The sequence below is a fragment of the Ralstonia pickettii genome, assembly GCF_016466415.2.
Lineage (GTDB): Bacteria > Pseudomonadota > Gammaproteobacteria > Burkholderiales > Burkholderiaceae > Ralstonia > Ralstonia pickettii.
The window spans coordinates 171,243-192,570 of record NZ_CP066771.1 but is presented as its reverse complement, the minus strand read 5'-3'; the positions used below and the strand labels follow the sequence as shown (position 1 = coordinate 192,570).

Here is a 21,328-nt window from a genome sequence, read left to right as displayed (position 1 = left end):
TATCGGTCGAATTGTAGCCAACGCGCCGCCGAACACTGTCACACTGGCTCCCACACTGTGAGGCCTTTGCGTCGCTTGAAGCAAGCGCCACGCCCATGTTTGCAGCGCCACTCGTACAATGCGCCCATTCTTAGCGCGAACCTGATCGCCCGTTTTTTATGTCTCTTGCAGAACCCTCCGCGCGGTGGCGCCTTGCGCGCGAGCGTATCCAGCCCAGCGGCCTGGCTGCCGGCTGGCCTGTCGATGTGGTCGAGGCCACCGGCTCCACCAACGCCGATCTGATGGCCGCCGTGCGTGATGCCGCCTGGCCTGCCAACCCTGCGATGCCTGCTCCTGCCGGCACGGCGCCGCTGCTGGGCGCCCGGGTGCTGGCCGCCCAGCGGCAGACTGCAGGACGTGGCCGCCAGGGCCGCCCGTGGGATGGTGACCACGGCCTGACGTTTTCCGTCGCCTGCGCCTTTGCGGGGGAGCCCGCGCTGCTCGGCGGCCTGAGCCTGGCCGTCGGTGTCGCCGTGGCTGACGCGGTCGCCGGGTACGCGGAAGCGCGGGGCGGCAGCGGACAGGCGCTCGCCCTGAAATGGCCCAACGATGTGCAGATCGCCGGGCGCAAGCTGGCCGGCATCCTCGTCGAGACCGTGCGGAAGGAAGCGGGTCAGACCTGGGCCGTCATCGGCATCGGCCTGAATCTGGAACGGCCGCGCGTGCTGGAAGCCACGCTGGGCCGCGGGCTGTCGGGCGTGGAAGAACTCGTGGATGCGCCAGAGCCGAATGCCGTGTTCTCGGCCCTGCTCACATCGCTGGGGGAGCATCTGCAGCGCTTCGGCGCGCAGGGCCTGGCGCCGTTCGTTGCGCCGTTTGCCGCCCGTGATGCCTTTGCCGGCGAACAGGTGCGCCTGTGGCAGGACGGCACCGTGGTGCTGGAAGGCGTGGCGCATGGCATCGACGCGCAGGGCCGCCTGGCGATTGAGTCGGGCGGACGTGTGCAGTGGGTGCACAGCGGCGAGGTCTCCTTGCGCAGCGCAGAGGCGGACCAGCCATGACACGCCTGAAGGTGTCGGCCGCGCACGCTGCCCCCGCCCGTCCGCTGTTGCTGATCGACGCGGGAAACACACGCATCAAATGGGCGTGGATTGCCGGGGGTGCCGATGCCGAACTCGCCCTGCCGGAGGAGCCCGGCGGCACGCCCTGGCAGCATGCCGGCGCCCGCGCGCGCGATCGATTGGCAGAACTGGTGGAAGACTGGCGCGATTGCCATGCCTCCGGCGTTGCCCCACCCGAGGTGTGGATCAGCGCGGTGGCCGGCCCGGCATTGCGCGATGCACTCACTGCGCGCATCGCCCGCGTGTTCGACGGGGCGCGCGTGCGCATTGCGGCATCGGAAGACGCCACCGCCGGCCTGCGCAATGGGTATCGCGACCCCACGCAACTCGGCACTGACCGATGGGTCGGCGCGGTCGGCGCCCGCCATCTGTGGCCCGACACGGCCTTGCTGCTCGTGACGGCGGGCACCGCCACCACGCTCGACATCGTCACGCCCGACGGCCTGTTTGCCGGCGGCCTGATACTGCCCGGTCTCACGTTGATGATGCGCGCGCTGTCGCGCAACACCGCGCAGTTGCCCGAAGTGGACGTCAGCTACCTGAGCGCGGGCGACGTTGTGGCGCCGCCCTGGGCCGACAATACGCAGGACGCCATCGCGCTGGGCTGCGTCATCGCCCAGGCAGGCGCCATTGCGCAGACGTGGCTGGCACTGCAGAAGCAACATCCCGGGCCGGCACGCTGCGTGCTGAGCGGCGGGGCGCGCGCTGCGCTGGGGCCGCATCTGCGCATGCCGTTCCAGATGCACGATAATCTCGTGCTGCTTGGCCTGCAGGTGCTGGCGCGTGCAAGCCGGGACGGCGCCGCGACGCTGGCCTAGTTTCAGCCCGCCGTGCCGCTGTGTTTGCTTGGCGTTTTACCGTTGATGCTGCTGTGTTCCTGCATTCCGAACCCCCTTCCGAATCCACGTCCGTTCGCACCATGACGCTTCGCCTCGCCCTGCTGCTCCTGCTGCTCGTCAACGGCGTTCTGCTCGCGGCCAATACCGGCGTGTTCGGGCCAGAAGTGTCCAAGGCGTGGTTCGAGAGCGAGCGCGAGCCTGACCGCATGCGGCGCCAGATCCGCACCGAAGAGATCCGTATTCTCGAACCGGCACCGGCTTCTTCACCGGCTGCTGCCGTACCCAAATCGGCGCCGGGCTCGCCGGAGGCCTCCCCGCCTGCCGCGTCAGGCACGCAAGCCAACCTCGAGCCTACGGCCCTGACGACCGCTGCTGCTGGAAACGGCGGCACCTGCACCGAACTGGGCGGCCTGACCGAAGCACAAGCCACGCGCAGCATTGATCAGCTCAGGCAGGTGGCGGGCGTGCAGGTCGAGCGCTTCACGCGCCAGGAAGACAACCGCTGGTGGGTCCACATGCCGGCACGCGACACGCGCGACGACGCCGAGCGCAAGGTGTCTGAACTCAAGCGCCGCAACGTGGCGGATTCAGCCATCGTGCAGGAAGGCAATACGTTCGTGGTATCGCTGGGCTTGTTTCGCGACAAGGAGCGCGCGCAGCAGCGCCTCGATGAACTGCGCGCAAAGGACGTGCGCACGGCCGTGGTCACGCAAACGCGCCGGCTTGGCTCGCAGACGTCGCTGCGCGTGACCGCCACCGCCGACGCGGCTTCGGGCGTCGCAGCCCAACTGGCCGCGCTGAAGAAAACGCTGGGCACCGAAGACCTGCACGCGTGCGTGGCGGTCACGGCATCGCGCTAACGCCTCAGGACGTTGCGCGCACGCGCTTGAGCAGCGCCGTGGTCGATCGGTCGTGCTCGAACGGAATCGCCAGCGCCTTGCCACCCCAGCTACGCACCACGCGCGTTTCTTCCAGCGCATCGATGTCGTAGTCGCCGCCTTTCACGTAGATGTCAGGGCGCACGCGCTGGATGAGTTCGACCGGCGTGCGCTCGGCAAACAACACCACCAGACTCACCGCTTCCAGTGCGGCCAGCACGGCCAGGCGATCGTCCTGAGTGTTGAGCGGGCGGTCGTCGCCTTTGCCCAGCATCCGCACCGAGGCATCGGTATTCACGCCGACCACGAGCGACGCGCCCAACGCACGCGCCTGCGCCAGATACGTGGCGTGCCCGCGATGAAGGATGTCGAACACCCCGTTGGTGAAGACCAGCGGGCGCTGCAAGTCGCGCACGCGGGCCTCCACATCGGCGGCATCGCAGATCTTCTGTTCAAAGGCGGGCGCGGGCTGGCGAGCGGTCATGGCAAAAAGCGAAGTCGGAGTGAAAAACAAAACGGCCCATCGAATCGATGGGCCGCTCACTGCCAGTGGCAAGGATCAGGCAGCTTGTTCGGCCGAGCCGAGCAGACGCGCGTTCAGTTCCTTGCGGTAGCGGTTCAGGTCTTGCACGGTCTCAAAAGTGCGTTCGAACAGCAGACCCATGTTGTGCAGGATGCGCTCGATGACCTTCTTTTCCCAACCGGCGTCGAACTTGATCTGCTCGTCCAGCCAGTGCTCCAGCCAGTCCGGGTTCGGCAGGCGCGACTGCACCGTGTCTTGCGGGAACAGCGCCTTGTTCACGTGCAGGTTGGTCGGGTGGAGCGGCTTCTCGGTGCGGCGCGCCGAAGCCATCAGCACGCCGATCTTGGCGAATGCGCTGCGCGCGCTGTCGCCGAACTGGCCGAGGTATTTCTTCATGTAGCGCAGGTAGGCGCCGCCGTGGCGGGCTTCGTCCTGCGACAGATGCTTGTAGATCGCCTTGATGACCGGCTCGGTGTGCCATTCGGAGGCACGGCGGTACCAGTGGTTCAGACGGATTTCGCCGCAGAAGTGGAGCATCAGCGTTTCAAGCGGCGGGGCCGGATCGAACTCGAAGCGCACGTTGTGCAGCTCCTCTTCGGTCGGCACGAGGTCCGGGCGGAAGCGGCGCAGATATTCCATCAGCACCAGCGAGTGCTTCTGCTCTTCAAAGAACCACACGCTCATGAACGCCGAAAAATCGGAGTCGTGACGATTGTCACGCAGGAACATCTCGGTGGCCGGCAGGGCTGACCACTCGGTGATGGCATTCATCTTGATGGTCTGCGCTTGCGCGTCGGTCAGCAGCGACGCATCGAACGTGTCCCACGGAATATCCTTTTCCATATTCCAGCGGACCGCTTCCAACGACTTGAACAATTCGGGATAGAGCATGGTAAGCCTTTGAATTTGCAGGCGGATTCTAGCAGACATGATTGACCAGCCCCCGATTTTCCGGGTTGCCGGAGCAAAGTTCTCGGTCTGCCCGTTTCCTCGTCACAACAGGCCTGCCGCGGCCACGGTTGCAACATGGCCCGGCGACCCCCTCACGCGCGATAACGTCGCGCGTTGTCTCGCGGTACGCCGCGATGTGATCGGCAGCACGTCGGCTGCCGTCTTTTGTGTCGGACCGGACTACCGCCCGGCGAGTTCTTCAGTATAGGAAGCGCTGCAAGCCGTGCGGAGAGGGATATGCGACGCATACCGCACATTTAACCCGGTGCGACCCCGGGGCGTTATACCCTAGACTGAAGACAAACTCCGGTTCGCCGGCTGAGCGTCCGCTTTTGGAGATTTCCCATGCTATTTCCCACCACCGTTACCCCGCGTCGCCCACGCCTGCAATTGCACGCGTCGGGTGCGCTGCGTCGGCACCATGTGCTGATGATCATCATTGCGATTGCCATTGCCGTCATTGCATTGCTGCTGCCCCGCACGGGGCATGCTGTTACGGCCGGCGTCGCACCGGCTGCACAAACTCCGACCACCACGGGCGCCTGCCCCGCCAGCCTGAATTTTCGCGTCAAGCGCCTGCAGGACGATGCGCCGCAAGACCTTTGCCAGTACGCCGGCCGCGTCGTGCTGGTGGTCAACACCGCCAGCTATTGCGGCTACACGCATCAGTACGAAGGGCTCGAAGCGCTGTACGCAAAGTATCGCGACAAGGGGCTGACGGTGCTGGGCTTTCCGTCCAATGACTTTCAGCAGGAACCCGGCAACAGCAAGCAGATCGCCGACTTTTGCTACAACACGTACGGCGTGAAATTCCCGATGTTCTCGAAGACGGCAGTGGTGGGTGCGGGCGCATCGCCGCTGTATGCATGGCTCGCGACGCAGACGGGCCAGCCGCCCAAGTGGAACTTCCACAAATACCTGCTGGACCGCACCGGCCGCGTGGCGGCAGTGTTCCCCAGCAGTGTCGAGCCGAGCGACCCAGCGCTCATCAAACGCATCGACGCACTGCTGGCTGAACCATCGACCCGCTCGTCCCGCTGATCAGGCTGCGCGCATCGTGTCCGGAATCGCGCCGTACAGAAACGCGGCCAGTTCGTCGCGGCGGGCCTGCACATCGCGCTCGCCCAGGTCGATCAGTTCCTGCGTGAACTCGGGTTCGAAGAGCAGATAGCTCGCAAATGCTGCCCCGCGCGCCTCGGTGCCGCCCAGCGGCTTGAGCAGCGCGCGCACCGTGCCTGGCAGGCGCTGCACGTGGCGGGAGGCAATCAGCTCGATGCGCTCGGACGGCGCCATCACCAGCACTTCGATCTTGCGCCAGCCCTCGCGCGCGTCGGCAATCTCGGGGTTGCGGGCCACCATGGCGTTGACGTGCTGCAACCGCTCGATATCGGCCGAAAGCCCGTCGAGGAAGATGCTTGCCAGCGCCTGCCCCGCAATCTGCGCAAGCGACGGATACCCGGACGCCGGCACCGTGTCGTACCAGCCCGGCTGCGAGCGAGACGCGGCGCCCACCACCAGAATGCGATTCGCGCCCAAATGAATGGCCGGGCTCAACGGCGACATCTGGCGCATCGTGCCGTCGCCGAACCATTCGTCGTTACCCTCGAGCGGCACCGGCTCGGCCGGGAAGATGAACGGGATGCTCGACGACGCGAGCATGTGCGACACGCCGATCTGGTCTGACACCGCAATCCGCTGCGAGCGCCGCCACGGGAGTACCACGTGCGGCGATTGATAGAACGTAACGTGGCGCCCAGTGGTGTATGACAGCGCGGTGATGGCCAGCGCGCGCAGCGCTCCGGCATCGAATGCGGCCTGCACCTGCTGACCGTCGTGTTGCGACTCAAGCAGTTCACGCAGCGGCGTATTGTCGAACAGCGCGCGCGGCGTGCGGCCGGTCATCCAGCCGAACGCCAGCGCGGTCAGCCAGCGCGCGCCGCTGGAGCCCACGCGGCCGACGTCCGTGCGATAGACACGATCGGCATGCAGGGTGCCCCAGAGCTGGGTGAGCGCCTCGGTGGCAAGCGTGAAATCCTGCGCGCCGCGGGCCAAGCCCAGACTGTTGATCGCACCCGCCGATGTCCCGCAAATGACGTCGAACGGCGTACGTGCCACGCCCGGCGCATACTCGCGCGCCAACCCCGCGATGCCGCGCAGCACTCCGACCTGGTAGGCGGCACGCGCACCGCCGCCCATCATCAAGAGTGCAGTGCAGTCCGTCGACATCGATCAGGGGGTGTCGTTGGTGGGCTTGCGCGGCGCAGATTTCGCCGGCGCTTTCTTGGCAGCAGTCTTCTTGGTGGCCGGCTTGGCTGTGCGCCCTGCAGACGCCTTGGCGGCCGGCTTCGGCGTCGCCTTGGCGGCAGCGCGCTTGGGCTGGGCCGGCGCTGTCGGCTCTTCGATGTCTTCCGGCGCCGCATCGAGCCCTTCCGCGCCCGGGGCGCCGCCAGACCCGGGGAAGCCTCCGGGGAAACCCGGCATCAGGTTCTGCGGCATCGGCATGGCGGCCGCTGCGGAGCTGGCGATCTGGTTGAACTGCTGCTGCAGCATGTTCCACCACGGCGAGGGGTCCAGCGCAGCCGCGGCGGCGCGTGCGGCCGCTTGCGCCTGCGCAGCGGCCTGTGCCTGAGCGTGGGCAGCCTCGGCGCGGGCTTCGGCCTGATCGTCGTCCGTGTCTTCTTCCGCCTCGTCCTCGTCTTCGGGCGGCGGTTCGTCGTCCGGCTTGGCTGTGGTGGCGGTGTGGGGCCAGACAGGTTTGGATTCCTCGCCGGAAGACGAAGAAGACGACGACGCGCTCGGCGTCAGGCCGTCGAACGCAGACTTCATGGCCTCGGGCGACAGTGCGGAGCCGAACGTCTGCAAGGCCACCAACGTGGCGCGCTGCACCTCCAGGCCCTGAATTGCCGTACGCAGGAGGCTGGCGTTCAGTTGCAGCCAACTCTCCACCGCGCGCAGGTCGTGGATACGCTTGTCGATTTCCTCAAGGTCCATCGGCGGCGCGGCAAAGCTCGCCATGTTGGGCATGCCGCCACCGGCCATCCCGGCAAAGCCGCCGCCCCACAGCTTGCGCAGGAAATCGAAACCGCCTTCGGCGAAATTGGGCATCTGGGTGAACATGGTGTCTCCTACAAATCGGTCGGGGGGCGGGCGCGCATACGTGTCTTCATCTTCAATCAGGCGCCATCAAACGTGGGCGGACGCTTCTGGCGCAGGCTCGCAATGCCCTCGCGCACGTCGGGGCCCGCAAAGCCCATGAATTCAAGCGCCAGCGACGTATCAAAACTCGGGCCCGCCAGACGCAGCCAATTGTTCAGCGCGTACTTGGTCCACCGGATGGCCGTCTGCGAACCCGCCGCCAGGCGCTCGGCGACCTCGAATGCGCGGTTGACGAGTTCCGATTCCGGCACGGCCAGCGAAATCAGCCCAATGCGCTCGGCCTCTTCGCCGGTCATGGACTCGCATAGCAGCAAGTAGTACTTGGCCTTGGCCATGCCGCACAACAGCGGCCAGACGATGGCCGCGTGGTCGCCCGCCGCCACGCCCAGGCGCGTGTGGCCGTCGACGATGCGGGCATCCTTGGCAGCGATGGAAATATCGGCCAGCAATCCGGCTACCAGCCCTGCGCCCACGGCCGGGCCGTGCATGGCGCTGACAATGGGCTTGTCGCAGTTGATGACGTTGTAGACGAGGTCGCGTGCCTCGTGCCAGACGCGCGTGCGCACCTCGAAGTCGTCGGCCATCTGCTCGACGAGGTGCAGATCGCCGCCAGCCGAAAAGCCCTTGCCCTCACCGCGGATGAGCGCGACGCGCACGGAGGGCTCGGCGGAAACATCGCGCCAAATTTCCGCCAGCTCACGGTGCAGCCCGGCATCGGCCGTGGACAATTTGCGGTTGGCCGACTGCGCCGCACCCATCACGATTTCGAGGATGGGGCCGTGCTGGACGAGCGTCAGCGCCTGGTAGCGGGCAAAACGGGGAGCGAGCGAGGTCATGGCGTCCGAGGTAATGAATTAAGCATAGCGGATGAGATCGCGCATGCAACGCGGGATGTGCGCCCTCGTCACTTCGCGGTATCGGCCAGGTGCCATTGGCCACGGCGGATCTGCGCCATGACGCGGGCACGCTGGTCCAGGCCAACGTGGTCTTGTGGGCTCATGTTCACCACGCCGGTGCTGGTAGGCAGATCGCGCACCTGCTCCAGTGCGTCGCGCAGCGCCTCGCGAAAGGCCGGCGTGCCAGGCTTGGCGCGCTTGAGCGCCACCGGCACCGCACGCTGCAACAGCAAGCCGATGTCGCCGGTGTAGGCCGCGAAGATCGACACGCTGCCCTTGCCGAAGGCGGCCTCGTAGCGGCGCGCAAAATCCAGCGCCTGCTTCTTGGCTGGGTGGGTATCAGCCAGTTCGGCGGCGACCATCACGGGGCCGGTCGGCACGTAGGCGGCTTCGCAGTCCTTGCCGCATAGCCTGACGAAATCGTTGTTGGAAACGCCGTGATTGAAGTAGATCTTGCCGGTGTAGCCCCGCTCGGCCAGCGCGCGAGCCGGCAGCGCGGCCGGCGTTCCGGAGCCGCCAATCACCACCGCGTCGGGCTTGTTGGCCAGCAGATGCAGGACTTGCGCCGTCACGCTGTTGTCCGTGGGCGAAAAACGCTCGGTATCGGTGACGCGGATGTGCTTGAGATCGGCAAAGCGCTGCACCTCCGTCAGGAAGGCCTCGCCCAGTGCATTTGCAAAGCCGATGTAAGCAATGGTCTTCACGCCGTGCGCTGCGGCGTGCTCAGCAATCAGCGACGCCATGTGCGAGTCCGAATGCGGCGTCTTGAAGATCCAGCGCCGCTTGGCATCCATCGGCTCGATCAACCGGGCGGATGAGGCCAGCGAAATCACGGGCGTCTTGCCCTCGGCCGCCGCGTCGATCATCGCCAGCGTATTCGGCGTCGTGGAAGAGCCAACGATGACGTCAACGTTCGACTCGCTCATCAGCTTGCGCGTGTTGGTAACGGCGCGCGTGGTGTCCGAGGCATCGTCAAGCACGATCACGTCGACCTTTTCGCCGCCAATCTCGCTTGGCCACAGCGTGGTTGCGTTCTTCTCGGGCTGCCCCAGCGAGGCCTGCGGCCCGGTGGCCGACACCGTGACCCCGACGCGGATGTCCGCCAGTGCGGCGGACGACAGCAAAGCCAGACCAGCCAGTACGCCTGCGTGCCGCCACTTCGGTCGCTGCATTGGGGGTCTCCTCACGTGGTTTGGCAAAGAGCGTAGCGGTTTTGCCGCGGTTTGGCGATGCGGAGTCGCCCAGGCTGGACAGGTTCAGGCAGCCAGCGCCGTGATGCCGGCGCGGGGCAGCGCATCCTCGACCAGCGCGCGCATCGATTCAAGCACCGCGGATTGCGGCATCAGACCAAAGTTATGCAGCGCCATCACGTGGTCGACGCCCATGTCGGACAGCCGCGCGAGCTTCCCGGCCACCGCATCGGGCGTGCCGAACAACGACAGGCCGCTGAGGAGCACATCGTCGTACGTCTGGCGGCGCGCGTAGAGACGCGTTGCAACGTACAGGTCGAACGCGTCGGCGGCCGTTGCACGCACGGCGGCTTCGGTCGGGCTCACATGCGTGTGCAGCGCGACGGCCGCCATGCCACGCGTGTCGGCAATGCCTGCTTCGGCCAGGCCGCGCCGGTAGTCGTCCATCAACGCGCGGATGTCATTGAAGCTGTCGACCGACGCATACGGCACGAACAGCATGCGTCGCCCCTGCCGGCCAATGTGATACGCCGCCTCGCGCCGCAGGATCGCCACGTGGATCGGCACGCGGGCCTGCACCGGCAGCACGTTGAGGCGCACGTCGCGCAGCGTGTGGAACTGACCCGCGTGGTGCACACGCTCACCTGCAAGCAAGCGCTCGACGAGCATCAGCGCTTCATCAAAGCGCTCGCGCTTGACGGCGGGATCGACGTCGTAGCCTTCGAACTCGTGCTTGAGGTAGCCGGAGCCCACGCCCAGCGACAGCCGCCCGCCCGAGAGCGCATCGACCATCGCGTAGTTCTCGGCCACCGTGGCCGGATGATGGAACGTGAGGATCGAGATGGCCGTGCCCAGCCGCAGGCGTTGCGTCTGCGCGGCCAGATGGGAGAGAAAGACCGCTGGGTTGGGAACGGCGCCGTACTCGTGAAAGTGATGCTCGGCCACCCAGAAGGTGTCGTAGCCGAGCGCTTCGGCGAGGCGCGCCTGGGCGATGACGTCTGCGTAGAGTTGCGGCAGACTGCGGGGCCGGTCGGGGTAGTGGTCCTGGACGGAAAAGATCGACAGCTTCATGGCGTCTCCCGGGGTTTCGAGGTCTTTCCAGCGCGCAGGGCCACCGCGCCGGTTGTATCTTTTTACGTAACGCGTATCTTATAAAGCGACACTCGAGACATCAAGATGCCCATCGACGCTCCCCTGCCGCCGGACACATCGCCCGACGAACTGCCCGCAGAAGACGCCGCACCTGAACGCACCAGCGCGGGCATCCAGTCCGCCGAGATCGCGCTGAGCGTGCTTTCGGCGATGGCGCATGCCGGTGGCGCACACGCCGTCTCAGAACTGGGCCGCCAGCTAGGCATGCCGCGCGCGAAAGTGCACCGTTATCTGGTGTCGCTGGAACGCATGGGTTTTGTCGAGCAGGATCCAGCCTCGGCCCGTTATCGGCTCGGCACACAGGCCTTGCAGGTGGGGCTGTCAGCGCTGTCCGACGTGGATTTCGTGCGCGAAGGCAGCAACCTGCTGCCTAAGCTGGCCGAACGGCTGAACGAAAGCGTGTTTCTGTCGATCTGGACCGCGCGCGGGCCCGTCATCGTGCGCTGGGAAGACAGCGGCCGGCCGGTGGCGGTCAATGTGCGGGTGGGCTCGGTCATGCCCCTGCTGAATTCAGCGACGGGCCAGGCGTGCGCGGCGTGGGTGCCTGAAATCCAGATCGTCTCGCTCATCGACCGCGAGCTGCGCGGCCCCGGCGCCGGCAAGGCGGGTCTGACCGACTGGCTGAACTGCCGCGCGCGCTGGCAGGCGGTGCGGCAGGAGGGCGTCGCGCGCATCGGCGGGACATTGGTGCACGGCATCGATTCAGTGGCCGTGCCGGTGCTCGATTCCCAGGGCAAGCTGGCCGGGGCGATCACGGCGCTGGGCTTGTCCAGCGTGTTTGATTCGAGCCTGGAAGGGCCCGCCGCGCGGCTGTTGCGCGAGGCCGGGCGGACGCTGTCGCTGCGCCTGGGGTATCACGGGCAGGCCCTGACGGCTGGTGCCGCTGCGCCAAAACGGGGGCGCCGTCCGCGGACGGCGCCCGAATCCGCGTAAGGCAAAGCCTTACGCCTGCGTGCCCGGCGCAACCACTTCCTGGTCGATCGCCCCGAAAATCGACACGCCGTTGGCGTCGAACATCTCGATCTTCACGGTGTCGCCGTAGCGCATGTATTCGGTGACGGGCGCCCCGGATTCGAGGGTTTCCAGCATGCGTTTCTCGGCAATGCACGCGTACCCCTTGCTGCGGTCCACGTTCGAAATCGTGCCGGAGCCGACGATGCTGCCCGCGCGCACGTTGCGCGTCTTGCAGATATGCGCGATCAGCTGGCCGAAGTCGAACACCATATCGGTGCCGCACTCGGGCTGGCCAACTTTCTTGTTGTTCCAGCGCACCGTCATTGGCAGGTGCACCTTGCGTTCGCGCCAGGCGTCGCCCAATTCATCGGGCGTGACGGCCACGGGCGAGAACGACGTGGCCGGCTTGCTCTGAAAGAAGCCGAAACCCTTGCCCAGCTCCGCGGGAATCAGATTGCGCAGCGACACATCGTTGGCGAGCACGATCAGGCGGATGCCCTCGGCAGCGGCGGCCGGCTCGGTGCCCATCGGCACGTCGCCGGTGATGACGGCCACCTCGGCTTCGAAATCGATGCCGAACGCTTCGCTACGGCAGACGATCGGGTCGTGCGCGCCGGCCAGGTCGTCCGACCCGCCCTGGTACATCAGCGGGTCGGTCCAGAACTCGGGGGGCATCTCGGCACCGCGCGCCTTGCGCACCAGTTCAACGTGGTTCACATAGGCCGAGCCGTCGGCCCACTGATACGCTCGGGGCAGCGGGGCCATGCAGTTGGCAGCGTCGAACGCAAACGGGTGGCGTGCGCGGCCCGCGTTGAGCTGGTCATACAGATCCTGCAACTGCGGCGCGTGGAAAGCCCAGTCGTCCAGCGCGCGCTGCAGCGTACCGGCGATGTGCGTGGCGAAGTGAGCGGTCTTCAGGTCGCGCGAGACCACGGCCAGTTGGCCGTCGCGCGAGCCATCCTTGAGGGTGGCGAGTTTCATGTGCGTTGTATGAAAAAAGGCTTCGCGGATGGTACACCGAGCATCGGCTAAACTGGCCCGAACCGATCCATCGCCCCTGACCATGCCACCGCTGCCCGCCGACGCCGATCTCGATCTGGAGCCCGATGCCGATAGTGAATTGGATGCGCCCGCACGCTCGGGTATCCAGTCCATCGAAGTCGGCTTCCGGTTGCTGGAAGTGCTCACGCACACCAACGGCCCGATGATGCTGCGCGACCTCGCTCGTGCCGCGCCCATGAACCCCGCCAAGGCGCACCGTTACCTGGTGAGCTTTGCGCGGCTGGGGCTGGTCACGCAAACGCCTGAAGGCCGTTACGACCTCGGGCCTTTCGCGCTGGAAATGGGGCTCTTGAGCCTGAACCGGCAAGATCCGATGCGCCGCGCCCGGCCCGCCGCCGCCGCGCTGCGCGACGAGATCGATCACACCATCGGCCTGGCCGTTTGGGGCAATCAGGGCCCGGCCATCGTCCATTGGGAAGAAGCCAGCCATCCGGTAACGGTCAGCCTGCGCCTGGGCGACGTGATGCCGATGCTGAACTCGGCAACCGGCCGCGTGTTCGGCGCGTACTTGCCGCGCGCGCAGACGCGCTCGTTCATCCAGCGCGAACTCGATCGCATTGCGGCCAAGGGTGAGTCCGCCGACTCCGAGAACCCCGAGCTGCCGCGAACACTCGAAGCCTACGACGCCATCTGCGCAGACGTGCGCCAGCACGGCGCCTCGCGCATCCACGGTGGCGTGCTGCCCGGCATCAACGCGATGTCGCTGCCGGTGTTCGACGCCAACGGCCAATTGTGTCTGGTGCTGATCGCCTTGGGCGCACAAAGCACCTTCGACACCAGCTGGAGCAGCCCGCTGGAGCGGCGCTTGCGGCTGGCCGCACAACAGCTTTCCGCCGATCTTGGATACGTTGCTCCCACCGCCCCGCAATCCTGACGAACTGAGTAGCGACCCCGTGCAACCCCGCAGGCGTCGCTTCCATCGGCTTGGCCGTCTCGGGGTGGTGCTGTTGGCCGTGCTTGTGCTGCATGTCGTTGCGGTCGTGTGGGTTGCGCGCAGTCGTCAGGTGACGTGGCCGCCCGCGCCGGAACAGATCATCCCCGCGCTGTTGCTGCTCCCTGAGCCTGTACAGCCGCCCCCGCCCCCGGCCACGCCCACGCCACGGCCGGCTGTACCGCATGTGCCCCATCCGGCCGCACCCGCGCCGGCGCCGACACCTGCGCCGGCGCCCGACCTCGCAAGCATGGACCCGTCCGAGTTCACCAGCGCTGGCGCACAAGCCTCCGGCGATACCGGCATGGCCAGAGATCTCAGCGGCGACGGCCCGGGTGGCCCCCCAGCACCGTCCGGCGAGGGCTTTTCGCTGCCACCCTCGGCCACGCTGCGATACGCCACTTACGTCAACGGCGTGCGCAACGAAGACGGTGTGATCCGCTGGGCCACCGACGGCAAAACTTACACGCTCGCCGTGGAAATTCCGTTGCCGTTGTTCTTCGGCACACTGGCCTTTCGCAGCGCGGGCACCGTCGGCGACTATGGCCTGACTCCTACACGCTATGAAGAAGTGCGCGGCCGCAGGCAGCCCGACGTCACCACGTTCCACTACGCGACCGAATCGGCACCCGCGTCGGGCGTGCAGAGCGCATCCACAGTCACTTTTACACGAACGCCGGCCGTGCTTCCGTTGCCGGAGGGCACACAAGACCGCTTCAGCGTCTTTCTGCAATTGACGGGATTGGCCCGCGGCGGCCCCGAGCGCATCGCCAGTCCCGGTCTCACGCTGGAATTTCCGATCGCCGATACCGATAGCGTGGAAATCGCCCGCGTCCAGCACATCGGCGAGGACACTATCGACACGCCGAACGGCACGATTCGTGCGCAGCACTTCATACGGCTGCCGCGCCGCGCGGATGACAAACGGCGTGTAGAGATCTGGCTGTCCCCCGATCGCGGCTGGCTGCCGGTACGCCTGCGCCAGACCGAGCCCAACGGCATGCAGTTCGATCTGGTCTATCAGTCCCAGGAAGGAGGCTGACATGGACGCAAACGCCCTCTCCGCCGCCGGCACGGTGCGCGCCAACGACATCGACATCCACTACCGCACCGACGGCACGGACGGCCCCTGGGTGGTGCTCGCGCACGCGCTGGGCGTCGACCACCGGTTGTGGGACAACACCGCCCAACGCCTGGCAGGCCGCTATCGGGTCCTCCGCTACGACGCACGCGGCCACGGCCAGACCAGTGCCCCACATGGCCCCTACACGCTGTTCCAGATGGCGGACGATGTCGCCGGCCTGCTCGATGCGCTATCGATCGGACAGGTGCATTTCGTGGGCCTGTCGATGGGCGGCATGGTCGGGCAGGTTCTGGGCGTACGGCACGCGCAGCGGCTGCTGTCGCTCACCCTGTGCGACACCGTGTGCCACACGCCCATATCGGCGCACCCAATGTGGGATGAACGCATTGGCCAGGTCGAAGCACACGGCATGAGCGGCATCGTGGAACCCACGATGCAGCGCTGGCTGACTACGCCGTTCCGGGAAGCGCATCCCGATGTTGTCGAACGGATTCGTGCATTGCTGCGCGCCACGCCGCCCCACGGCTATGTCGGTGCGTGCCTGGCCATCAAGGCGCTCGACACACGCAGCGCGCTGGCGCGCATCGCCTGCCCGACGCTTGTCATGACCGGCCAGCAAGACACCGGCGCGCCTGTAGAAACAGCGCGCGAAATCGCCTCGCACATTCCCGACGCCCGTTTGAAAGTGATTCCGCATGCGGCGCACCTGGCCCCTATCGAACAGGAGGAGGCCTTTCTCGCCGATCTGGATGAGTTCCTCGGGCACGCGGGATGCGAGAGCCAGGGTGACACGCCATGAGGCCTGCTTGCCTTGCCGATAGTTGCAAGCGCCCCGCACACCGCCCGTTGTCCACTGGCCGAATGGCGGAAGCCCGTTTGCTCCTTTCGGGGCAGGCCCGGAAAGATATTGTTACGCGATCCCAACGCACGTCACACATTTCGCCTCGCGTTTGCGAACTTTGTGACCGATCATGAAGCCCAAGGAACAGATGGGGCAGCACGATCATGAGGCGGGAGTTGATCGGCCCTTGAAGTCATCATGGTGGGCCCCATCTACCCGGTGCAGCAGTAGAGCAGTCCCCACAACAGCAAGACGATTGACGCCTCGGAGGTGCACCATGCAGATGATCTACAACAGCGACAACTACTGTGTTGTCGAGTTCGGTGTAGACGGCCAACACGCCATGCTTGCCGCGGGCGGCTACGAGATCGTCGACAAGAACCTCAAACGTGAAATCTTCCTTGGCGGCGAGTTGGCCGAGCATTTCCGCGAAGACGTGAAGAAGCTCATCGCCAGCGAACCGACCGTTGAAGAAGTCGATGATTTCCTGGGCAAATTCGACACGGTGATGACGCAGCCGGTCACGATGCACTGAGGCACTTCGCGGGTCAGACTGCCCGCTGGAACAACCATGAAAAAACGCCCGGAGCTTGGCGCTGCCGGGCGTTATTCATTTGCCGACCGACTATCGGGCCGATAGTTTCTCTCTAGCACTGCTCCCACGGGAGACCGGCATGACGCCAGCCATTGAGGGTGTTGCGATGGCGCGTGCCGTCCAAATCGCCTTCGAAGCCGTGGCGCACGACGTAGACATCGCGGAACCCGGCTTCTTCCAGCGCGTGCGCAGCGGCCGCGGAGCGATTGCCGCTCCGGCAGATCAGCACGATCGGCCGCTCGATGCCGTGGCCGGTCAATTTGCGTACGGTCGGCACGAACTCCGGGTTCACTTCCCAGTGCGGGCCGTCATTCCAGGAGACGTGGTGCGCGCCGGCCGGATGCCCCACGAAAAGGTGTTCCATCTCGCTGCGGCAGTCGATAAAGAGGGCGGCAGGCGTACGCTGCAGGAACGCCTGGGCGTCTGTGGGGTCGAGCAGTTGCATGGCGGGCGTCAGAGCAGAGCAATTGGCGTGATGTCGATTATAGAAGCGCGATTGCCCGCAACGGCGGCAAGTCATTGATGCGACTGGTAAAATTCCGCTTTGGCCGCAAATTCTGAATATTCGACCGGCCGCCGCACCCCGGAGTCCCACCCCATGACCGCGCCCCTGCCCTACACCCGTGCCGCCAACCTGCCCGCGCTGCTGCGCGAGCGCATCCTGATCCTGGACGGCGCAATGGGCACCATGATCCAGCGCTACAAGCTGAATGAGGCGCAGTACCGTGGCGAGCGATTTGCCGACCATCCGATCGATGTAAAGGGCAACAACGAGCTGTTGCTGCTCACCCGCCCCGACGTCATCCGTGAAATCCACGAGCAGTATCTCGCGGCTGGCGCCGACCTGATCGAAACCAACACCTTCGGTGCGACGACCATCGCGCAGGAAGACTACAAGATGGCGGAGCTGGCTTACGAGATGAACGTCGTGGCCGCCCGCCTCGCACGCGAGGCCTGCGACAAATACAGCACGCCCGACAAGCCGCGCTTCGTCGCCGGCGCCTTTGGGCCGACGCCAAAGACCGCGAGCATCTCGCCCGACGTGAACGACCCGGGCGCCCGCAACGTCAGCTTCGACCAACTGCGCGATGCGTATTACGAGCAGGGTAAGGCGCTGCTCGAAGGCGGCGCGGACGTGTTCCTGGTCGAGACCATCTTCGACACGCTCAACGCCAAGGCGGCGCTGTTCGCCATCGATCAGCTTTTCGAAGACACCGGCGAGCGCGTGCCCGTGATGATCTCCGGCACCGTCACCGACGCCTCGGGCCGCATCCTCTCTGGCCAAACCGTCGAAGCCTTCTGGAACAGCCTGCGCCACGCCAAGCCGATCACCTTCGGCCTGAACTGCGCGCTGGGTGCGGCGTTGATGCGTCCGTACATTGCCGAACTGGCGAAGATCTGCGATACGGCCGTCTCATGCTACCCGAATGCCGGCCTGCCCAACCCGATGAGCGACACGGGTTTCGATGAAACGCCTGACGTTACTTCCAGCCTGGTCGACGAGTTTGCCTCGGCCGGCCTGGTGAATCTGGTGGGCGGTTGCTGCGGCACCACGCCGGAGCACATCAAGGCGATTGCCGAGCGCGTGGCGAATCGCAAACCGCGCGCTTGGCCCGGCCAATACCAAGAAGCCGCCTGAGCACAGGCCCCACGCCCGTACACCGCCGTCCCCATTCGCATCAAACGATCATGACCGACCACCCCATGCGCCTTTCCGGCCTCGAGCCGTTCAACATCGGCGAGAGCACGCTGTTCGTCAACGTCGGCGAGCGCACCAACGTCACCGGGTCCAAGGCGTTCGCGCGCATGATCCTGAACAGCCAGTTCGACGAGGCGCTGGCCGTGGCGCGCCAGCAGGTCGAAAACGGCGCGCAGGTCATCGACATCAACATGGACGAGGCGATGCTCGATTCCCAGGCGGCGATGGTGCGCTTCCTGAATCTGATCGCCTCGGAGCCCGACATCGCGCGGGTGCCGATCATGATCGACTCGTCCAAGTGGGAGGTGATCGAGGCAGGCCTGAAGTGCGTGCAGGGCAAGGCGATCGTCAACTCGATCTCGCTCAAGGAGGGTGAAGAACAGTTTGCGCACCATGCCAAGCTCATCAAGCGCTACGGCGCGGCCGCCGTGGTGATGGCGTTTGACGAGCAAGGCCAGGCCGACACGTTTGCCCGCAAGACCGAGATCTGCAAGCGCAGCTACGACTTCCTGGTCAACAAGGTCGGCTTCGCGCCCGAAGACATCATCTTCGACCCGAACATCTTTGCGGTGGCCACTGGGATCGAAGAGCACAACAACTATGCCGTGGACTTCATCGAAGCCACGCGCTGGATCAAGCAGAACCTGCCGTACGCGAAGGTGAGCGGTGGCGTGTCGAACGTGTCGTTCTCGTTCCGCGGCAACGACGTGGTGCGCGAGGCGATCCATACCGTGTTCCTGTACTACGCGATTCAGGCGGGCATGGACATGGGCATCGTCAACGCCGGGCAGCTTGGCGTGTACGAGAACCTCGACCCCGAGCTGCGCGAGCGCGTGGAAGACGTGGTGCTAAACCGCCGCCCCGACGCCACCGACCGCCTGCTGGAAATTGCAGACCGCTACAAGGGCGGCGGCACAAAGCGCGAAGAAAACCTCGCCTGGCGCCAGGAGCCCGTGGAAAAGCGGCTGGCCCACGCGCTCGTGCACGGCATCACCGACTACGTGGTCGAAGACACTGAAGAAGTCCGCCAGAAGATCTTTGCCGCCGGCGGCCGCCCGATCCAGGTCATCGAAGGCCCGCTGATGGACGGCATGAACATCGTCGGTGACCTCTTCGGCGCCGGGAAGATGTTCCTGCCGCAGGTGGTGAAATCCGCCCGCGTGATGAAGCAGGCGGTGGCCCACCTGATTCCGTTCATCGAAGAAGAGAAGCGCAAGATTGCCGCGGCCGGCGGCGACGTGCGCTCGCGCGGCAAGATCGTCATCGCCACGGTCAAGGGCGACGTGCACGACATCGGCAAGAACATCGTCACCGTCGTGCTCCAGTGCAACAACTTCGAAGTCGTGAACATGGGCGTGATGGTCCCGTGCAACGACATCCTGGCCAAGGCGAAGGTGGAAGGCGCGGACATCATCGGCCTGTCGGGCCTGATTACGCCGTCGCTCGAAGAAATGGCCTACGTGGCGTCGGAAATGCAGCGCGACGAGTACTTCCGCGTGAAGAAAATCCCGCTGCTGATCGGTGGCGCGACGACGAGCCGCGTGCATACCGCCGTGAAGATCGCCCCGAATTACGAAGGGCCGGTGGTTTACGTGCCGGACGCCTCGCGCTCAGTGAGCGTGGCGTCGAGCCTGCTGTCCGACGAAGGCGCCGCGCGCTACGTCGAAGAACTGCACGCCGACTACGACCGCATCCGCACGCAGCACGCCAACAAGAAGGCCACGCCGATGGTGTCGCTGGCCGCCGCGCGCGCTAACAAGACGAAGATCGACTGGAGCAACTACACGCCGCCCAAGCCGAAGTTCATCGGCCGCCGCGTGTTCCGCAACTACGATCTGAACGAACTCGCGCAGTACATCGACTGGGGCCCGTTCTTCCAGACGTGGGACCTGGCCGGCAAATTCCCGGACATCCTCAACGACGAGATCGTCGGCGAATCGGCCCGCAAGGTGTTCTCCGACGGCAAGAGCATGCTCGCGCGCCTGATCGCCGGGCGCTGGCTGACGGCCAATGGCGTGATCGCGCTGCTGCCGGCCAACACCGTCAACGACGACGACATCGAGATTTACACCGACGAATCGCGCTCGGAAGTCGCGCTCACCTGGCGCAACATCCGCCAGCAGAGCGAGCGCCCGATCATCGATGGCGTGATGCGCCCGAACCGCTGCCTGGCGGATTTCATCGCGCCCAAGGACACCGGCATTGCCGACTACATCGGCCTGTTTGCCGTAACGGGCGGCATCGGGGTGGAAAAGCGCGAGAAGCAGTTCGAAGCCGACAACGACGACTACAGCGCGATCATGCTCAAGGCGCTGGCCGACCGCTTTGCCGAAGCCTTTGCCGAGTGCCTGCACGCCCGCGTGCGTCGCGACTTGTGGGGCTACGCACCGGATGAGACGCTCGACAACGATGCGCTCATCCGCGAGGAATACAAGGGCATCCGCCCCGCGCCCGGCTACCCGGCCTGCCCGGAGCACACCGTCAAGCGCGACATGTTCCGCGTGCTCGACGCGCAGGAGATCGGCATGGACCTGACCGAAGCGCTGGCGATGACGCCCGCCGCGTCCGTCTCGGGCTTTTACCTGTCGCATCCGGCCAGCACGTACTTCACGCTCGGCAAGATCGGCCAGGATCAGGTGGACGACATGATCGCCCGCAGCGGCGAAGACCGCGCCTTTGTGGAGCGCGCCCTCGCCCCGAATCTCTGATTCTGTGACAAGACGTTTAAGACATGGCGTGATCCACACCGTGTCTTACGTCCGCAAACCCTTGCAAACATTGGCTTTGCTGGGGTTTCAAGAGGGGCGTTCCTTACATTACAAAGGCTTACACCCCCTAACAGTCGTAACCGGCACGACTCCATAGACTGAACGCATTCACTCAACACACACGGAGTGATGCCGCGACGAATTCCTCGCGTGGCAGTTCAGAATGAAAGGAGTCTCTCCATGAACAAGCTGCTGATCTCCCTGTCCGCCATCGCTATTGCTGCTGCTTCGGCCTACGCCAACGCACAAACCCCGTCGGCCGGCGCATCGCTGCAAAGCAACGGCACTGCGGCCGTGGCGCCCGCGCAAGGCAATGCCGGCGTGGGCCTGAAGGCCGATGCGAAGTCGGACGGCGGCGCCAAGCTGGACACCGAGTCCGCCAAGAGCCAACTGAACACCAAGGCTGAGCACGGCGCCAAGGCCGCGCACGAGCACAAGGCGAAGACGGAAGCCGGCGTCGACAAGACCGCAGACAAGGTCGGCAAGTCGGTCAGCAAGACGGAAAAGTCGGCCGAGAAGTCGGGCAAGGCCGCAAAGGCTGACACCGGCGCCGGCCTGAGCGCCGACGCAGGCGCGAACGCCGCCGCCACGACCCAGACGAAGTAACACGTCACTGCGCGGAAAAGCCGGGGCCGCCCGGCAATTCCGGCTACCCTCGGGGCGGAACTCTTCCGCCCCGTTTTCTTTGGCCGCACGCGCTCAGGCACGC

Annotated in this window: 21 protein-coding genes; 12 read left to right on the top strand and 9 right to left on the bottom strand. The window is 65.6% G+C overall.

Annotated features, from left to right (window positions below; all coding sequences use genetic code 11):
* Nucleotides 1–158: 158 nt before the first annotated feature.
* The 3 genes from RP6297_RS00865 (at nucleotide 159) to RP6297_RS00855 (ending at nucleotide 2,799) form a co-directional block, all read left to right on the top strand.
* Complete coding sequence (locus RP6297_RS00865) at nucleotides 159–1,040, top strand: biotin--[acetyl-CoA-carboxylase] ligase (RefSeq protein ID WP_037027809.1); 882 nt, start codon at nucleotides 159–161, stop codon at nucleotides 1,038–1,040.
* The gene (locus RP6297_RS00860; RefSeq protein ID WP_037027806.1) at nucleotides 1,037–1,918 is read left to right on the top strand and encodes a type III pantothenate kinase; all 882 of its coding nucleotides are present in this window, start codon (nucleotides 1,037–1,039) and stop codon (nucleotides 1,916–1,918) included. The genes RP6297_RS00865 and RP6297_RS00860 overlap by 4 nt, the downstream gene beginning before the upstream one ends.
* A 101-nt stretch (nucleotides 1,919–2,019) precedes the next feature.
* Entirely contained in the window at nucleotides 2,020–2,799 is a 780-nt protein-coding gene (locus tag RP6297_RS00855) for an SPOR domain-containing protein (protein WP_037028752.1), read from the top strand.
* Between the two features lie 4 nt (nucleotides 2,800–2,803).
* Here the strand turns inward: RP6297_RS00855 and rfaE2 are convergent, their stop codons facing one another.
* Together rfaE2 and RP6297_RS00845 are read right to left on the bottom strand one after the other, a co-directional pair.
* Nucleotides 2,804–3,301, bottom strand: a complete 498-nt coding sequence (rfaE2, locus tag RP6297_RS00850; RefSeq protein WP_037027805.1) for a D-glycero-beta-D-manno-heptose 1-phosphate adenylyltransferase — start codon at nucleotides 3,299–3,301, stop codon at nucleotides 2,804–2,806.
* 75 nt (nucleotides 3,302–3,376) lie between these two features.
* Nucleotides 3,377–4,231, bottom strand: coding sequence for a ferritin (locus tag RP6297_RS00845; RefSeq protein WP_004633768.1), 855 nt, complete (start codon nucleotides 4,229–4,231; stop codon nucleotides 3,377–3,379).
* A 405-nt stretch (nucleotides 4,232–4,636) separates the two neighbouring features.
* Between RP6297_RS00845 and RP6297_RS00840 the strand changes: the two genes are divergently transcribed.
* On the top strand, nucleotides 4,637–5,332 hold the full coding sequence (locus tag RP6297_RS00840) for a glutathione peroxidase (RefSeq protein WP_037027803.1): 696 nt from the start codon (nucleotides 4,637–4,639) through the stop codon (nucleotides 5,330–5,332).
* Here RP6297_RS00840 and RP6297_RS00835 read toward each other — a convergent pair whose 3' ends face one another.
* From RP6297_RS00835 to RP6297_RS00815, 5 genes are all read right to left on the bottom strand, one after another.
* Nucleotides 5,333–6,517: a patatin-like phospholipase family protein gene (locus tag RP6297_RS00835; RefSeq protein ID WP_172506162.1), complete on the bottom strand. Its 1,185-nt coding sequence runs from the start codon at nucleotides 6,515–6,517 to the stop codon at nucleotides 5,333–5,335. It abuts the gene before it with no gap.
* A 3-nt stretch (nucleotides 6,518–6,520) separates the two neighbouring features.
* Nucleotides 6,521–7,408 carry a PhaM family polyhydroxyalkanoate granule multifunctional regulatory protein gene (locus RP6297_RS00830; protein WP_012760991.1) on the bottom strand — a complete coding sequence of 296 codons (888 nt, stop codon included), beginning with the start codon at nucleotides 7,406–7,408 and terminating at the stop codon, nucleotides 6,521–6,523.
* Nucleotides 7,409–7,464: 56 nt separating this feature from the next.
* Entirely contained in the window at nucleotides 7,465–8,283 is an 819-nt protein-coding gene (locus RP6297_RS00825; protein WP_037027801.1) for an enoyl-CoA hydratase/isomerase family protein, read from the bottom strand.
* 68 nt (nucleotides 8,284–8,351) lie between these two features.
* Nucleotides 8,352–9,515 (bottom strand): ABC transporter substrate-binding protein, encoded by a 1,164-nt coding sequence (locus RP6297_RS00820; RefSeq protein ID WP_037027799.1) that lies wholly within the window; start codon nucleotides 9,513–9,515, stop codon nucleotides 8,352–8,354.
* A gap of 84 nt (nucleotides 9,516–9,599) precedes the next feature.
* Nucleotides 9,600–10,604 (bottom strand): LLM class flavin-dependent oxidoreductase, encoded by a 1,005-nt coding sequence (locus RP6297_RS00815; protein ID WP_037027798.1) that lies wholly within the window; start codon nucleotides 10,602–10,604, stop codon nucleotides 9,600–9,602.
* Nucleotides 10,605–10,709: 105 nt separating this feature from the next.
* Between RP6297_RS00815 and RP6297_RS00810 the strand changes: the two genes are divergently transcribed.
* Nucleotides 10,710–11,618 (top strand): IclR family transcriptional regulator, encoded by a 909-nt coding sequence (locus RP6297_RS00810; protein ID WP_037027796.1) that lies wholly within the window; start codon nucleotides 10,710–10,712, stop codon nucleotides 11,616–11,618.
* 9 nt (nucleotides 11,619–11,627) lie between these two features.
* On the opposite strand, the gene RP6297_RS00805 is transcribed toward RP6297_RS00810, so the two are convergent.
* Nucleotides 11,628–12,620 carry a fumarylacetoacetate hydrolase family protein gene (locus RP6297_RS00805; protein WP_037027795.1) on the bottom strand — a complete coding sequence of 331 codons (993 nt, stop codon included), beginning with the start codon at nucleotides 12,618–12,620 and terminating at the stop codon, nucleotides 11,628–11,630.
* An 82-nt stretch (nucleotides 12,621–12,702) separates the two neighbouring features.
* On the opposite strand from RP6297_RS00805, the gene RP6297_RS00800 reads away from it, so the two are divergent.
* The 4 genes from RP6297_RS00800 to RP6297_RS00785 all read left to right on the top strand — a co-directional run bounded on the left by RP6297_RS00800 (nucleotide 12,703) and on the right by RP6297_RS00785 (nucleotide 16,092).
* Entirely contained in the window at nucleotides 12,703–13,575 is an 873-nt protein-coding gene (locus RP6297_RS00800; RefSeq protein WP_037027794.1) for an IclR family transcriptional regulator, read from the top strand.
* Entirely contained in the window at nucleotides 13,541–14,674 is a 1,134-nt protein-coding gene (locus RP6297_RS00795; protein ID WP_037027791.1) for a DUF3108 domain-containing protein, read from the top strand. Before RP6297_RS00800 ends, RP6297_RS00795 begins: the two co-directional genes overlap by 35 nt.
* 1 nt (nucleotide 14,675) lies before the next feature.
* Nucleotides 14,676–15,515: a 3-oxoadipate enol-lactonase gene (pcaD, locus tag RP6297_RS00790; protein ID WP_037027788.1), complete on the top strand. Its 840-nt coding sequence runs from the start codon at nucleotides 14,676–14,678 to the stop codon at nucleotides 15,513–15,515.
* Nucleotides 15,516–15,834: 319 nt separating this feature from the next.
* A complete protein-coding gene (locus RP6297_RS00785; RefSeq protein WP_012760982.1) occupies nucleotides 15,835–16,092 on the top strand; it encodes a BTH_I0359 family protein in 258 nt (85 codons plus the stop codon).
* Nucleotides 16,093–16,204: 112 nt separating this feature from the next.
* Here the strand turns inward: RP6297_RS00785 and RP6297_RS00780 are convergent, their stop codons facing one another.
* Nucleotides 16,205–16,597: a rhodanese-like domain-containing protein gene (locus RP6297_RS00780; RefSeq protein WP_037027786.1), complete on the bottom strand. Its 393-nt coding sequence runs from the start codon at nucleotides 16,595–16,597 to the stop codon at nucleotides 16,205–16,207.
* Nucleotides 16,598–16,750: 153 nt separating this feature from the next.
* Here RP6297_RS00780 and RP6297_RS00775 point away from each other — a divergent pair, with 153 nt between their 5' ends.
* The 3 genes from RP6297_RS00775 to RP6297_RS00765 all read left to right on the top strand — a co-directional run bounded on the left by RP6297_RS00775 (nucleotide 16,751) and on the right by RP6297_RS00765 (nucleotide 21,225).
* On the top strand, nucleotides 16,751–17,791 hold the full coding sequence (locus RP6297_RS00775; RefSeq protein ID WP_037027784.1) for a homocysteine S-methyltransferase family protein: 1,041 nt from the start codon (nucleotides 16,751–16,753) through the stop codon (nucleotides 17,789–17,791).
* Between the two features lie 50 nt (nucleotides 17,792–17,841).
* Nucleotides 17,842–20,559 (top strand): methionine synthase, encoded by a 2,718-nt coding sequence (gene metH, locus RP6297_RS00770; RefSeq protein ID WP_037027783.1) that lies wholly within the window; start codon nucleotides 17,842–17,844, stop codon nucleotides 20,557–20,559.
* A 240-nt stretch (nucleotides 20,560–20,799) separates the two neighbouring features.
* Nucleotides 20,800–21,225, top strand: a complete 426-nt coding sequence (locus RP6297_RS00765; protein ID WP_037027782.1) for a hypothetical protein — start codon at nucleotides 20,800–20,802, stop codon at nucleotides 21,223–21,225.
* Nucleotides 21,226–21,328 lie beyond the last annotated feature (103 nt).

Coding starts and splice junctions, on each gene's coding strand:
- pcaD (WP_037027788.1), top strand. CDS start 14,676: ATGGACGCAAACGCCCTCTCCGCCGCCGGCACGGTGCGCGCCAACGAC.
- RP6297_RS00835 (WP_172506162.1), bottom strand. CDS start 6,517: ATGTCGACGGACTGCACTGCACTCTTGATGATGGGCGGCGGTGCGCGT.
- RP6297_RS00765 (WP_037027782.1), top strand. CDS start 20,800: ATGAACAAGCTGCTGATCTCCCTGTCCGCCATCGCTATTGCTGCTGCT.
- RP6297_RS00800 (WP_037027794.1), top strand. CDS start 12,703: ATGCCACCGCTGCCCGCCGACGCCGATCTCGATCTGGAGCCCGATGCC.
- RP6297_RS00830 (WP_012760991.1), bottom strand. CDS start 7,408: ATGTTCACCCAGATGCCCAATTTCGCCGAAGGCGGTTTCGATTTCCTG.
- RP6297_RS00825 (WP_037027801.1), bottom strand. CDS start 8,283: ATGACCTCGCTCGCTCCCCGTTTTGCCCGCTACCAGGCGCTGACGCTC.
- RP6297_RS00840 (WP_037027803.1), top strand. CDS start 4,637: ATGCTATTTCCCACCACCGTTACCCCGCGTCGCCCACGCCTGCAATTG.
- RP6297_RS00820 (WP_037027799.1), bottom strand. CDS start 9,515: ATGCAGCGACCGAAGTGGCGGCACGCAGGCGTACTGGCTGGTCTGGCT.
- RP6297_RS00775 (WP_037027784.1), top strand. CDS start 16,751: ATGACCGCGCCCCTGCCCTACACCCGTGCCGCCAACCTGCCCGCGCTG.
- RP6297_RS00855 (WP_037028752.1), top strand. CDS start 2,020: ATGACGCTTCGCCTCGCCCTGCTGCTCCTGCTGCTCGTCAACGGCGTT.
- rfaE2 (WP_037027805.1), bottom strand. CDS start 3,301: ATGACCGCTCGCCAGCCCGCGCCCGCCTTTGAACAGAAGATCTGCGAT.
- RP6297_RS00805 (WP_037027795.1), bottom strand. CDS start 12,620: ATGAAACTCGCCACCCTCAAGGATGGCTCGCGCGACGGCCAACTGGCC.
- RP6297_RS00780 (WP_037027786.1), bottom strand. CDS start 16,597: ATGCAACTGCTCGACCCCACAGACGCCCAGGCGTTCCTGCAGCGTACG.
- RP6297_RS00845 (WP_004633768.1), bottom strand. CDS start 4,231: ATGCTCTATCCCGAATTGTTCAAGTCGTTGGAAGCGGTCCGCTGGAAT.
- RP6297_RS00815 (WP_037027798.1), bottom strand. CDS start 10,604: ATGAAGCTGTCGATCTTTTCCGTCCAGGACCACTACCCCGACCGGCCC.
- RP6297_RS00865 (WP_037027809.1), top strand. CDS start 159: ATGTCTCTTGCAGAACCCTCCGCGCGGTGGCGCCTTGCGCGCGAGCGT.
- RP6297_RS00785 (WP_012760982.1), top strand. CDS start 15,835: ATGCAGATGATCTACAACAGCGACAACTACTGTGTTGTCGAGTTCGGT.
- RP6297_RS00860 (WP_037027806.1), top strand. CDS start 1,037: ATGACACGCCTGAAGGTGTCGGCCGCGCACGCTGCCCCCGCCCGTCCG.
- metH (WP_037027783.1), top strand. CDS start 17,842: ATGACCGACCACCCCATGCGCCTTTCCGGCCTCGAGCCGTTCAACATC.
- RP6297_RS00810 (WP_037027796.1), top strand. CDS start 10,710: ATGCCCATCGACGCTCCCCTGCCGCCGGACACATCGCCCGACGAACTG.